Annotated in this window: 13 protein-coding genes; 1 reads left to right on the plus strand and 12 read right to left on the minus strand. The window is 45.8% G+C overall.

Translation table 11 applies throughout. The annotated features are described in order from the left end of the window. Positions 1-35: 35 nt before the first annotated feature. The 12 genes from R7R78_RS17250 to nrfB all read right to left on the minus strand — a co-directional run bounded on the left by R7R78_RS17250 (position 36) and on the right by nrfB (position 11,333). Entirely contained in the window at positions 36-1,118 is a 1,083-nt protein-coding gene (locus tag R7R78_RS17250; RefSeq protein WP_225474044.1) for a DUF1513 domain-containing protein, read from the minus strand. After that, positions 1,099-2,136: an imelysin family protein gene (locus tag R7R78_RS17255; protein WP_225474045.1), complete on the minus strand. Its 1,038-nt coding sequence runs from the start codon at positions 2,134-2,136 to the stop codon at positions 1,099-1,101. Before R7R78_RS17255 ends, R7R78_RS17250 begins: the two co-directional genes overlap by 20 nt. A gap of 10 nt (positions 2,137-2,146) precedes the next feature. Further along, positions 2,147-3,529, minus strand: coding sequence for a di-heme oxidoredictase family protein (locus R7R78_RS17260; RefSeq protein ID WP_005376848.1), 1,383 nt, complete (start codon positions 3,527-3,529; stop codon positions 2,147-2,149). Positions 3,530-3,621: 92 nt separating this feature from the next. Then, positions 3,622-4,884 carry an imelysin family protein gene (locus tag R7R78_RS17265; RefSeq protein ID WP_053304295.1) on the minus strand — a complete coding sequence of 421 codons (1,263 nt, stop codon included), beginning with the start codon at positions 4,882-4,884 and terminating at the stop codon, positions 3,622-3,624. A gap of 174 nt (positions 4,885-5,058) precedes the next feature. Continuing rightward, positions 5,059-5,655: a GTP cyclohydrolase II gene (locus R7R78_RS17270; protein ID WP_025767283.1), complete on the minus strand. Its 597-nt coding sequence runs from the start codon at positions 5,653-5,655 to the stop codon at positions 5,059-5,061. A gap of 271 nt (positions 5,656-5,926) precedes the next feature. Continuing rightward, a complete protein-coding gene (locus tag R7R78_RS17275) occupies positions 5,927-6,103 on the minus strand; it encodes a hypothetical protein (RefSeq protein ID WP_020480909.1) in 177 nt (58 codons plus the stop codon). 146 nt (positions 6,104-6,249) lie between these two features. Continuing rightward, a complete protein-coding gene (nrfF, locus tag R7R78_RS17280) occupies positions 6,250-6,660 on the minus strand; it encodes a heme lyase NrfEFG subunit NrfF (protein WP_053306573.1) in 411 nt (136 codons plus the stop codon). Further along, positions 6,647-7,180 carry a DsbE family thiol:disulfide interchange protein gene (locus R7R78_RS17285; RefSeq protein ID WP_005376839.1) on the minus strand — a complete coding sequence of 178 codons (534 nt, stop codon included), beginning with the start codon at positions 7,178-7,180 and terminating at the stop codon, positions 6,647-6,649. The genes nrfF and R7R78_RS17285 overlap by 14 nt, the downstream gene beginning before the upstream one ends. Further along, positions 7,158-9,065 (minus strand): heme lyase CcmF/NrfE family subunit, encoded by a 1,908-nt coding sequence (locus R7R78_RS17290; RefSeq protein ID WP_225474046.1) that lies wholly within the window; start codon positions 9,063-9,065, stop codon positions 7,158-7,160. The genes R7R78_RS17285 and R7R78_RS17290 overlap by 23 nt, the downstream gene beginning before the upstream one ends. Before the next feature lie 9 nt (positions 9,066-9,074). Continuing rightward, on the minus strand, positions 9,075-10,046 hold the full coding sequence (gene nrfD, locus R7R78_RS17295) for a cytochrome c nitrite reductase subunit NrfD (RefSeq protein ID WP_213969741.1): 972 nt from the start codon (positions 10,044-10,046) through the stop codon (positions 9,075-9,077). Then, a complete protein-coding gene (gene nrfC, locus R7R78_RS17300; RefSeq protein WP_086046905.1) occupies positions 10,043-10,729 on the minus strand; it encodes a cytochrome c nitrite reductase Fe-S protein in 687 nt (228 codons plus the stop codon). Before nrfC ends, nrfD begins: the two co-directional genes overlap by 4 nt. Before the next feature lies 1 nt (position 10,730). Further along, a complete protein-coding gene (gene nrfB / locus R7R78_RS17305) occupies positions 10,731-11,333 on the minus strand; it encodes a cytochrome c nitrite reductase pentaheme subunit (RefSeq protein WP_225474047.1) in 603 nt (200 codons plus the stop codon). A gap of 450 nt (positions 11,334-11,783) precedes the next feature. Between nrfB and nrfA the strand changes: the two genes are divergently transcribed. Continuing rightward, entirely contained in the window at positions 11,784-13,211 is a 1,428-nt protein-coding gene (gene nrfA, locus R7R78_RS17310) for an ammonia-forming nitrite reductase cytochrome c552 subunit (protein ID WP_213874770.1), read from the plus strand. Positions 13,212-13,283 lie beyond the last annotated feature (72 nt).

A 13,283-nucleotide genomic window follows, 5' to 3' on the forward strand; every position in this document is an offset into this window, starting at 1 on the left:
CAAAACTCTCTATAAGTAATTACTCAATGATCTTTCTAGATAATTCTCGACCAATGGTTGTCCCATTGCACTCCGCTTGCGAAGGTACTTTTTGACTCCTCTGGTCTTTGCTCTACCACTTTTCCCGCCCCAGAGCTGACTCGGAACTCATCGCCATAGACCACAACACCAGAGGCGTCTGGTAACGCACTTAGCTCTACCAATTTGCCAGTAGATTTAGACCATATACCATAACAACTGCCCGGAGGCGAAGTGGCTAAGATCCATTCATCGGTTGCTGCAATACTCGCAACGTAGTGATTGAAACGCGCCCACTCTTCAGGTTCAGCTTGAAGATCTTGCATTTCACCACCACGTGTGTGCATGGCGATCAAGGCTGGATACTCATCCGGCTCACCACGATATTGCTGCCCACAAAGCACGGTTTCCGCACCATCATGGGCTAAGTGGCGAATACTCAACTTGTGATCCGGTAAAGAAACCTGATCCAGCAACGCACCATCTTGTGAAAGATAACTTAAGCTCGGTTTCATCGTTTCAAGGTTCAGTGGTTCACGGCCGTTGGTGTGTACGCCACCGACGCCAATCGCTAGTGCGCCGTCAGGCATCATGATCACTTCATGCGGGCCAAGGCCAAAACCTGTTAACTCATCGATTTTTTGATATTGCTTCTGCACATCATAAACACCAATGATCCCGCGACTTGTCCCCCTCTCCCCTTCTGTGGCAAATAGCAATGTGCCATCATGGGAGTAAACTCCATGCCCATAGAAATGGCGGTTTGGTTTTGCTAGCTGCAGTTTGATCATCTGCTCTGAACGATAATCAAACACCATGAAGAAAGTACCTGGCCGACGACCAAAGACTACGGCGTGGCCTTGTTGGTTGGTTGCCACACCGTGACCACGCTCAGGAATCGGCAATGAAGATAGCGGTATACCATGCTCATCTGCCACCACCGCGGCGTATTTATCTCGGCCAATGATAGAGCAGCCGATCAACGCAGGCTCACGTGAGCTTGTTGAAGCACAACCAAATGGCATCATAGGTGTAGCCGCCCCGAATAGAGCGGCTTTCAGTAAGTTTCGGCGGGTTTGATCAGTCACCATCGGTTGCATTAAATCCTATAACCACGCCAAGCTCGATCGCCACTTCTTCGTGAATCAGGTACTTCAATTGCTCTAGCTTATTGTACTGAGCGAGCACCATGCGATAGCCTTCTTTTGTTTGTAGTGCAGCAAACAAGCTCTTATCTTCTGGCCAAGTTTCTAACGCCATTTCAAATTGATGAACAACACGGTCTGCGAGATCTGCATGGCCTTGCTCTCTAAGTAGCGCATCTAGACCATTTCCGTTAGCAAAGTACAACGCTTCCATCCCTTGAAGGTTGGCTTTTAGGTTTGAAAGCGAGGTCTCTGAACGCCACGATTCTGAGAAATACGGGCGAGGCTTACCAATCTTCGCTAGCGGTCGGCTCAACTTTTTCATGCTATATTCAAGCTGATTCGAAAGCAGTGAAATGTACTCAGATTCCCATTCTGTCACCTCTAGCGATTTCCAAGGGTTCTCTGCCCAAGAATCCGCAATGATCTGCGCTTTGTTATCGAGGTTTTCTGCAATCGAAACGCCTGTCGCACAGGTATTGCTGTTGCTAGATAAGGTCGACGCTTTATCGTAAAGCAGCCATTCCAATGCACCTAAACCTTGCACGGTGACACTTTGGGTGGAGATATCTTCTGCACTCCAAGCTTGATCAGATTTCGTCAGTACAGACATTTTACGACCAGTGGTGTTCTTTTTATCTGGCCAAAACTGAACATTCCAGCTTTGCTCCAACGCCGTAGCAGGGCCACGTTCTTGACCTTGTAATGCCATCCACGCAAGCATAGTTTGATGCCATTGCTGTTTTACTGGTGCATCATCTTTCGACTCTGATGCGCAGTAATCCGCGAAGCGCTGTTCAAGTTCTGTGGTTTGCGCTAAAAACGTCTGAGCTGATTGAAACTCAACCTCGTACACGCTTTGAGAAATATGACTTGTACTCTCAGGCTTGGCTGAGCTCGAACCGACGGTCGATTGGCAACCAACCAAACTTAACGTTGCGGCAATCGCACTCACTAACAGTGTTTTTTTCATGGTTGCTTCCTTATAGAGAGTTCAGAAACGCAATCAATGCGTCACGTTCTTTTTTGTTCAGTGCTAAGACGTTTTGTTTCGCTGTCTCCGCTTCGCCGCCGTGCCACAACACTGCTTCCATCAGGTTACGAGCGCGGCCATCATGTAGAAAGTAAGTGTGTCCGTTTACTTCTTCAGTATAACCAATGCCCCATAGCGGTGCCGTTCGCCATTCACGGCCGTTTGCTAAGTATTCCGGACGGTTATCGGCTAAGCCTTTACCCATGTCATGCAAAAGCATGTCTGTGTATGGGTGGATAAGCTGCTCAGAAAGCGCTGGTAACTCTGGTCGTTTCGCCGTTTTAACACTGGTCTTGTGGCAGCTTTCACAGCCAGACGCAGCAAAGATTTGCTGACCAAGTTTCACGTTAGGATCATTGACGTTACGGCGAATAGGTACGGCTAAGTGCTGGCTGTAAAACTCTACGAAGTCGAGAATATTTTCACTCACTTCAGGTTTGCCGCCATTTGGCATGTCGTCACAAATGCTTTGTTTCGAGGTACAGTTTTCATTTGGGAATAAATGGCTCGTAAGACCCACATCACCATTAAATGCTGCTGCATTTTGCTGCATTAGCGTCGGTTGTCCTGCTTTCCAGCCAAAGCGACCAATCGAGAAGTCGTCCTTCTCAATATCCCACACCTTATTGACTTTGCCTGAGATACCGTCTTTGTCGGCATCTTGTTCATCAGCCCAAGCAAGTAGCGTTTCGTCGGGAATACTCTCTAACAAACCAAGGCCGATCATTGGCGGTGCCACGCGTGCTGAGAACTCGGTATCAGGGTGCATATCGCCGTAACCCAGATCGGTAATGTTCAAATGAGGTTTTCTTAGCGTCACCGTCGTACCGTCTTTAAATTTCACTGGGACATCGGTGTAAGTGATTTCGATTTTGCCTTCTGGCGTTTGATCTTGCAGGGCGAAATCTTGAAGCTGGCCACCATAAGTCGGCTCAGGTATGCCGCCATCTTTGATGTAAGCTTTCTTTTGTTCTGGCGTCATCGCAGGAATGCTTAAGCGCACTAACATAGACACGGCATGTAAATCATCTTTCTCTGGCGGATGACCACGACCGTCTTTGATGTGACAATTCTGACAACCATTGGTGTTAAAAAGCGGGCCTAAGCCATCACGAGCGTCTGTTGACGCTGGCGCTTGTACCCAAGGGTTGCGGAAAAAGCTGTTACCGACGCTAAAATCGAGGCGTTTGCTCATTGGCAAGTTAGCAGCAGGAAGAGAATAGGCATTCGCGCCGTCTTTTTTAACACTGGTTTTGCCACCAGACTTAACATCATAAGCCATGGCAGAAGAAGAAAGGATCGCGGCTAGCGCAGAAATTAGGTATGGCTTCATATCATTGCTCTACATAGACAACAAGGGTGATAACAACGAGCTCAAACGTCAAAAGGGCTCACAAAGAGCCCTTATTTATTATGGTTTTCTTATTAAAACTCGTGGTCAGCAGTATCAGGGCTTAGGCTGTCGATGCCGACAATGCTTGCCGCGCGCTCAATCGCTCCGGTTTGTGCTACCAACGACATGATGGTGTCGTTTACTAGCGCGTTGCCTTGTGCGTTACCCGCTGCAATAAGTTGGTCAAAGTGCTGGTTGTTCTTCTCTGCAGAAGTCACTAGCTCACCAACTTGGCTACGTGTTGTATCAAACTGCTTTTGAATTTCGGTCGCTGCTTTCTTGTCTTTTTGAGCAACAAGGTCAGCGATACTTGGACCAGATAGCTCTTTGCCGTTTACACCTTTGTATGTACCTGTGTAAACGTTGTAGATGCCTTGCTCATTGTAGTAGTGAGAGTTGTGCGTGTTGTCTGAGAAACAATCGTGTTCGTCTTCAGTCGAGTTTGCCTCTAGTGCCACCTTCATGCGCTCACCCGCTAGCTCACCTAGAGAAAGAGAACCCATGCCGAATAGCATCTTACGAAGACCATTGTCAGCAGATTCGTTCAATAGCTCTTCACGGTAGTTGCCTTTCACTTCTGCAGACCACTGCTTTTCCATCCACTCTAGGTCTTGAACCAGTAGATCAGCGGCCGCTTTTAGGTACTCACCACGACGATCACAATGACCATTCGTACACTCAGAGCCAACGACGAAATCAGTGTAAGCACGTTGACCTGCACCCGCGTTAGTACCGTTTAGGTCTTGACCCCAAAGCAAGAATTCAATCGCGTGGTAACCTGACGCGACGTTTGCCTCAGAACCGCCTACTTCGTTTAGATCCGCTAGCAATTCTGGAGTGATTTTTGAAACGTCCAGTTTAGAAGCACCAATCTGCAGACTTGTGTTCGCGATGATGTTGGCAGCAGCGCCCTCGTTACCCAATTCGTATTGGTAATCAGCCGCTACGTAGTCAATCAAACCTTCATCAAGTGGCCATGCGTTCAGCTGACCTTCCCAATCATCAACAATCGCGTTACCAAAACGGAAAACTTCAGACTGTTGGTAAGGCACGCGAGAATCTAGCCAAGCTTGTTTTACTTCTTCAAGCTTTTTCGCTGATGGTGATTGTAGAAATTCGTCGATTTTCACATCAAGCGCTTTCGCTGTTGTTACTGAATCAGCAAATACAGCATGGGCAACGTCCGCGTAATGTTCGACTACTTGTTGTTTAGTTACTGTGGCAGCAACGGTAGAACCACTGGCAATGAGGAGTGATGCAGCAATAGATTGGACTAAAACTTTTTTTGCATTCATCTGAAGCATCCTTGTTGAGCTTTTCAATTATCGTATTGGTAGTGCTAATTATTCTTATTTGCACTTTAGTCTCGAGATAATACAAATTTACAATTTATTTGCAACTCCAGATACAAAAAAACCTCATAAAAATGAGGTTTTTCACAGACTTTATTGTCAGTTTTATCTTTAGGATTAAACCTTTAGGTCATGTTTTCCGTGAGAGACTTTTGCCTTCAGATAATTTTCGTTGCCATCTTTGATATGTGCAGAGGTATTGACAACCTCGCCAATTTCAATTCCGTACTCAGATAACTCACGAATTTTCTTAGGGTTGTTCGTCACGAGGCGGATCTTATTCACGCCTAAAGCTTCTAGCATTTGTGCTGCTTCTGTGAAATCACGCAGGTCATCATCAAAGCCCAAATGGTTGTTAGCTTCGTACGTGTTCATGCCCTGGCTTTGTAAGCGGTATGCATCGATCTTATTGTACAAACCAATACCACGACCTTCCTGACGGAGATACAAGATGATACCACCGGACTCGCCCATGCGATTGATCGTCTCTTCTAGTTGCTCACCACAGTCACAGCGTGAAGAGTGAAACACATCGCCTGTCAAACACTCAGAGTGCATACGAACTAAAGGCATGTCCTGAGTTTGGTCCGCTTGTTTAAAGATAATAGCAACATGCTCTTTGTCTGTCTTCAGACCATGGAAAGACAGAATTTCGGCATCAATGTTACTTTTTGCCCCGACTTTAAAATCTACTCTGGCACGTACTTCCGCCATATCTATACTCACTCGATTTATTGCTTGATGCGCTTGATGCGTTTTCGTTATTGCATTCATGGGATTTACTCGTTGCTCTTCAACTATGGGGACTGATACCGCATTTTGCAATATAGAGATCACAATTGAGGGCAGTTATCCACTCAAGACAGCAAAAGAGAAACACTCTCCAACTGAACAATTGTTATATTATAACAATTTAAAAAAACTACAATAAAAAACCCCAGACAAATTTTGTCTGGGGTTTCAAGAAGGTCGTTTGGTCTATCTTTTAATGGGTCTGACTGCGCTTCCAAACGGCGAGTTCAATCCAAACTGCTTCGAGTTCTTGGATTTCCTCGTCGGTCAACACGGCGAGCGTTGAAGTAACTTGAGGCAGGTTCGGTGATTGCAATGCACGAATCTGCGAATAGAAGTCTTTTTTAAGTTGTAATATAACTGAATCCACTGCGTGCACCTATTTCGTTCTTTTATTACTTATCCAGCTCAAAATTTTTATTTTCTTTATACTGGAAACTTCATAAATTCGGAAAAATGATAACATTCTGCTTGTTAAGTGCACAATTTATTTTTAATAGTGGAATAACGGTCACATTAATTACGCTTCACCATTCGGATCGAATATAAGACAAAAAAGATCAAAAATAGCACAGGAAAGATCCACAACAGCGCCGTGGAATAATTTAATGGTGGTTGGTACAGAACAATATTCCCATAACGAGCAACTAGATAGTCCTTTATTTCTTGATCTGAGCTGCCTTCATTGGCCATCGTATACACTTTCAACCTCAGGTCTTTAGCCGCTTGTGCATTAGACTCGACAAGGTTTTGGTTTTGACACTGCGGGCAGCGTAATGCCTTGGCTAACGAGGTTGCACGCTGTTGCACTTCAACGGAATGAAATTCAAACAGATCAACATTCTGTTCTATATCCGCACTTCTCGTGAAAGGAGAAAATAGTATAAATAGGATTAAAGTGAGGAGAAGATTATTAAATCGAAACATTCAAGTATCCTGAAAATATATCGTTCCATTTATCTGCCGTTAGCTCTCCACGATATTTGATCAATATACGACCATTTGGATCAATCAAGTAAGTTTCCGGCGTTCCGATAACACCTAGCTCCACAGCGAGCTTTCCATTAGGGTCACTAATTACTTCAATATATGGATTTCGTTTAGAGCTCAAATATTCACGAGCGGCTTGTTTTTGATCTCTATAATTCAGCCCAATAATAGGCACACCGAGTTCTGCTAACTGCAATAATTCTTCATGCTCTCGTTTGCATACTCCGCACCAAGATGCCCAAACATTCAATAATTTATATCCGTCGCTTTTGAACAACTGCTCAGAAACCATGTCATCAGAGATCAGAGAAGTAGAGCGAAAATTAGGTGCATCTAAATTTCGTTGTGGGGACAATTCAACATGTGGTCGCTCAGACAAAGCCACCGCAGTTACTACAGCAAACACGGCAACAGCCACAAACAGACCTGCGAGTTTAAGCGTATTTCTCGATCGCATTGATAGCCTCTCTCCTTTTCTTTAGGCCGGTTAATAGCGCACCAAACACAGCTAGTAGCCCGCCAGACCATATCCACCAAATACCTGCGCGGTACTGAACTTTAATCGCATAAGCATGAGTATCGACTTTGTCACCCAATGTCACGTAATAATCGCCATGCCATAGTGAACGAATCGCAGGCTCGGTCATATTCATCACTCGCACAGGGTAATGACGCTTTTGCGGGTTGAAATTGAGCATGCGGCCATCTTCCAAGTGCAAGGTGATCTGTCCTTGTTCCGCGGTGTAGTTTGGCCCCACCAGCCATTCGATACCATGATAATCGATAGTGATCCCCGCCCTTTGTTGAGAACTGCCGGGTTCGACACGTAAATTATGTTCATATGAGTAGTGACTGTTGAATACAGCTCCACTCACCGCCAGCGCAAAACCGATATGTGCCATCACGATTGGCATGAGTTTGCGCTTATTGGAACAACGAAACAGCATAACGAGATGCGCCACAATCACCCAAGTAGCCAATATTATGGTTAGCAATACTTCGAAATGCAGTACGTTCACTGAGAACATAAACCCGATCCCAGAGACTAGAGATAACGCAATACTAATCGCGATATCAGTGCTTCCACTCGGAACTGTGCCTTTTGTCCACTTCAGCACCGGCATCAAAGCTAAGGCAATCAGAGCCAGTATGCTTAATGGGAAGATCAGACTATTAAAGTAAGGTGCGCCAACTGAAATATTCCCTAAGCCGAACAATTGATAAACCATCGGATAAAAAGTGCCAAGAAAAACGATGGCAGTCGCAATAACCAATAGTCCTTTGGCGATATAAGCAGCGTAAGCTCGGCTCGCTAGAGATTGAAGTTTGAAGCGAGGGAGTTGTTCTCCTTGCAAAATCAATACGCCAAAAGTGATGATGATAAGCGAGCTCAATACACCAAGCAGCACTAAACCCTTAGTTGGGTCCACCGCAAAAGCATGCACTGAAGTCAGCACGCCAGAGCGCACCACGAATGTCCCTAAAATGCTTAGGCTGAACGTAGCAAACGCCAGTGCATAGGTGCTCCAAATTGCGCCTCTGTTACGTGTTGCGACAACACCGCTGTGCAACAAAGCAGTACCCGTAAGCCAAGGGAGTAAAGAAGCGTTCTCCACAGGGTCCCAAAACCACCATCCGCCCCACCCTAACTCATTGTACGCCCACCATGATCCGACCAAGATACCCAACGTGAGCGTTCCCCATGCAAAAAACGCTGCGCTTCGAGCGACCACATACCAATCGCTCATCGGTTGTTTACCCAATAGCGCCGCTAATGCAAAAGCTAATATTGCTGCGTAACCAACATAACCGAGATAAAGCAATGGTGGATGAATGATAAGCCCAACATCTTGCAACATTGGATTTAGATCTCGCCCTTCCGACGCCAATACTTGGGCATATTCGAACGGGTTAGAGGTCATTAACGTGAACCATGCAAACGTCCCAATCAGAACGTTCATGATTCCTAAACAGTCGCAAGTATATTGGGCATTGAGCGGTGACTTAAATGCAATAAACGACGCCCATAAACTCAAGGTGACGACCCAAAACAACATAGAGCCTTGGTGCCCACCCCAAGCGGCAGCAATTTTGAACGCCACGGGAAGTTGACTGTTGGAATGCGTAACAACATATTCCAACGCGAAGTTGTCTTGCACGAAGCAGACGATCAGAAGTGCTAAACAAATGATGGAAGCTAAGCTAATGATTTGGGACATCGCGACTTGATGCGGCAATGTCGCCTTCTTACCCATAGCACGACGTAGCCAATGCAGCCAAGATGCACAAGTCGACGTTACAGCCACCAATATCAGTAAGAAGAACCCTAGCTCAGCCTCCATTTTTCCCCCTTACACTATGGTCATTTGACCGGCATAGAGAATGAAAGTACGCAGCATAAGTACGCCGACCAAGCTCAACGTCGTGACCACAAAAACGTAACTGCCTTTGTGGCGCACTTCAGAAGGCGTCAACCAATTGAGAGTCAAAGGCGTTATCATGCCGATGAACACTACCCCAACCCAGAACCATTGAGCCCAGAATCCACTCGAAATTGCATTCCAAGCCGCGACTTCGTTCTGACCACCGCTGAAGATCAGTCCAGTAAAGAAGGTCACTAAGACAAACAACTCAAACAACACTACTGGGCGTTCAAATCCGTGCACCCAAGATACACTTGGGCTGCTGGTCGACTCTTTAAACACCAAGATGCCGAACATCAAGCATGCCGCTGCGCCCGAGGACAAACTAGAGAACAGGAACAAGATTGGCAGTACTGGATTGTTTAGCATTGGATAAGTCTTCAACGCAGACAATAGAAAGCCAGTGTACGCTGCAAGTACGATGGCTAAGAAGCCCAAGAACAATTCAATGGCGTTGTTGGCTTTCCCCGCCTTAATCAAAATGCCATCGGCAAAATCCAGCAGTTTGCTTGGTAACTTCCCTTCACAGAAGCTGATGATTTGATGGCGGAAGATAACGCCAATCCAAACAAACAACACGATCATGTACACTTGGAACAAGATCACGCCCATCGACATTACCGACGTTGGGTTGTAGTAGATCATGATCTTCCAAAACTCTAAAGGCTTGGTTAAATGGAAAATCAAAATTACCAACCCAGCAATGATGCCAAATGGTGCGAGCCAAGCCATCGCTTTCATGATGCCGTTGTTTGCAGGATCACCTTCAATCACTTTGCGTTTTAAATAGATTGAAATCATCACCGCACCCGCTGACATCCCAGCAAGGAATAAGTAAATCGCGATGATCCAATCCCAGACTAACGAGTCAAAGTGGAATGCACTTTCGAAGCCGTTCATGATGACACCTCCCCTTTGCTATGCGGAATTTTGTACAGTTTAGGTTGCGTACCTAAATGCGATTTATCGCGATAGACAACATGGCTTTCGATAGCTTTGCTCACCTCGCTAGTTGGGTCATTCAAATCACCAAAGATGAGTGCTTTTGTTGGGCAAGATTCCACGCAAGCTGGCTGCTTACCTTGCGCTAGGTTGGTATCACGGCAGAAGTTACATTTATCCGCAGAGTGATCGACTGGATTAAAGAAGCGCACTTGGTAAGGGCAAGCGGCAAGGCAATAACCACATCCGACACATTTCTCTTTGTGCACATCCACGATGCCGGTCGCTTCATCTTTGTATGCAGCGCCTGTTGGACAAACGTACACACATGGTGGGTTATCACAGTGCTGACAGGATTCGCGAGTAAACTGGTATTCCACATCTGGAAATTCGCCAATCGGTTCACTGCGATGAATTTTAAGTCGCGTTACGCCTTCAGGGACTTTATTTACTTCGCGACAAGCATCGGTACAAGCGGTACAGCCAATGCAGGCATTTTCATCATGAACCATACCCATGCGTTTCGCTTGTTCACGGTTGCTGGCATAAAGAGAGGAGCTAACAACGGAAGTGCCTGCAACGCCTGTAGTTAAAATCAACGCGCCGCTGCCGGCTAAAAAGTTTCTTCTCGAACATTTCATGCTATCTCTCCTCTTCTTTGGCAAGTTCAGGTTCGACGGCAAATTCAGAGTGACAATCCACACACTGCTTGATCAGTTGTTTTCTGTCGTACGACAACGCTTTGGTTTTCGCTGCGTGTACATCGTGGCAATTTGAACAAGTGAGGTTTTTGGCGTGCACATCGTGCGTCCAGTGGCTTTCTCTCAGTTGTGTCGGTGCATGGCAATCCACACATCGGCTGTTGGCTTTAAGAATCATGCTTGGATCAAGGAACACTTTGTCGTGTACCTCTTTCGATTGCGCGGCAGAAAACTTAATCACATCAGGCGAGCCTTCACGGTGATCAGGGCCGATGTTGCTATGGCAGTTAGTGCAATTGAGTTGCTTACCTTGACTCAATAACGCTTGCGAATCATGCGATAGATTCAGAGTCTCTTTGGCGTCCTTATGACATTGAAGACACTTGTAGTCTCGGTCACGGATCAACTCGACTTGATGACGCTCAGCTTGAGCACCTTCAATCGGCTCTGAAGAAGTCGCATGGGCGGCGATGGAGAAACCATAGATGGCAAAGACGAAGAGAAGTTTCAGCATTGCCTCTATGGTCAATTTTATATTGCCCATATTGTTCTTTCCTTAGCTCGATAATAATTGATAACTATTCTCAATTATTTATTTGAGCGAAAATTAATTTCCTCTGAAGATATTTTTTAGATCTTCAAATGACATCAATTCTTATTTCGGAAAGCCACAACGCTAAACCTATATTTATAATACCTCTATTATTCATAAGGGGTAGAAACGCCTGCTCAAAAAGCGAACTAAATCACCCTATTTTTAAAAAGGTTAAAACCCCAAAGCATTGCAGAACAATGACTTAATAACTACCACTTTAGAGGTATATAAATTCAAACATGACTGAGATCACTGGTGTAAATTGATCTAAAACAAGACAAGATTCACTCACTATTTCATCTATCCAATTAAGCAATATTATTAATCGTAGATCTCCAGTTCTTATTTGGAATAGCTTCTCACAACGCTGCTAATAAAAACGAATATGGAGATAACACCGTGAGCATAAAACACTGGATGAGCGCACCTATCGCGGTTGCGACCTTATTCGCCAGCCAATTATTTTTGGTCGGCGCTCCGTTGGCGGCAGAAGAAAAAGGCCTCATCGATCCTCGAAATGACGCCTTTGAACAGAACCATCCCGACCAATACCACTCTTGGAAAGCAACATCCGAAAGTGAGCACATTGAAGATGCTCTAAGTGAAGACCCAAACATGGTGATCTTATGGGCTGGCTACGGCTTCGCAAAAGACTACAACAAAGCGCGCGGTCACTTTTACGCACTTGATGATGTTCGTCAAACCTTACGTACCGGCGCACCAACCGACGAGAAGTCCGGGCCTATGCCAATGGCCTGTTGGAGCTGTAAAAGCCCTGACGTTGCTCGCGTGATTGATGAACGTGGTGAAGACGGTTATTTCGAAGGTAAATGGGCACGCTTAGGCTCAGAAATCGTCAACCCTATCGGTTGTTCCGATTGCCACAACACAGGCTCTGAAGCCTTCAAGAAAGGCGAACCTGCGCTAGCACTGACTCGCCCATACGTCGAGCGTGCTTTTGATACTATTGGTAAAAACTTTGATGAACAGTCTCGCCTAGATAAGCAAGCATCGGTCTGCGCTCAATGTCACGTTGAATACTACTTCACCGGCCCAACTAAAGCGGTTAAATTCCCATGGGATATGGGCACCACCGTTAATGACATGGAGAAATACTACGACGCGTTGAATTTCAAAGATTGGACGCATGCCGTATCTAAAGCGCCGATGCTAAAAGCGCAACATCCAGGTTTCGAAACTTGGAGAGCGGGTATTCATGGTAAAAACAAAGTGGTGTGTGTGGACTGCCACATGCCTAAAGTGACCAAAGAAGACGGTACGGTGTACACAGACCACAAAGTGGGTAACCCATTTGATCGTTTTGAAGACACCTGTGCGCAATGCCATACCCAAACTAAAGAGCAGCTACAAGGCATCGTCTCGACTCGCAAAGCGCAAGTACTGAACATGAAGCTAACCGCCGAGAAGCAAATCGTAGCGGCACACTTTGAAGCAGGCGCAGCGTGGAAAGCAGGTGCAACAGAAGCAGAGATGGAACCTATCCTACAAGATATTCGCCATGCACAATGGCGTTGGGACTACGCGATTGCTTCTCACGGTGTTCACATGCATGCTCCTGAGGTAGCACTTGAAGTACTAGGTACTGCAGTTGACCGCGCTGCTGACGCCCGTACCAAATTGGTTCGTTTACTGGCAACCAAAGGCATTACTGACCCTGTTCAAATTCCAGATATCTCGACCAAAGCGAAAGCACAACAAGCACTAGGCATGGATATGGATAAGATGAACGCAGACAAGAAACACTTCCTAGAAACAGTAGCGCCAGAGTGGGATAAAGCAGCAGCTGAACGCGAAGCCACGTATTAGTCTAACTGGCAACGGTTAACTTATAGATACAACAAGGGGCGTACTGAACGCCCCTTTTCTTTCTTTATTATC

It is taken from the genome of Vibrio sp. 2134-1 (genome assembly GCF_033339495.1).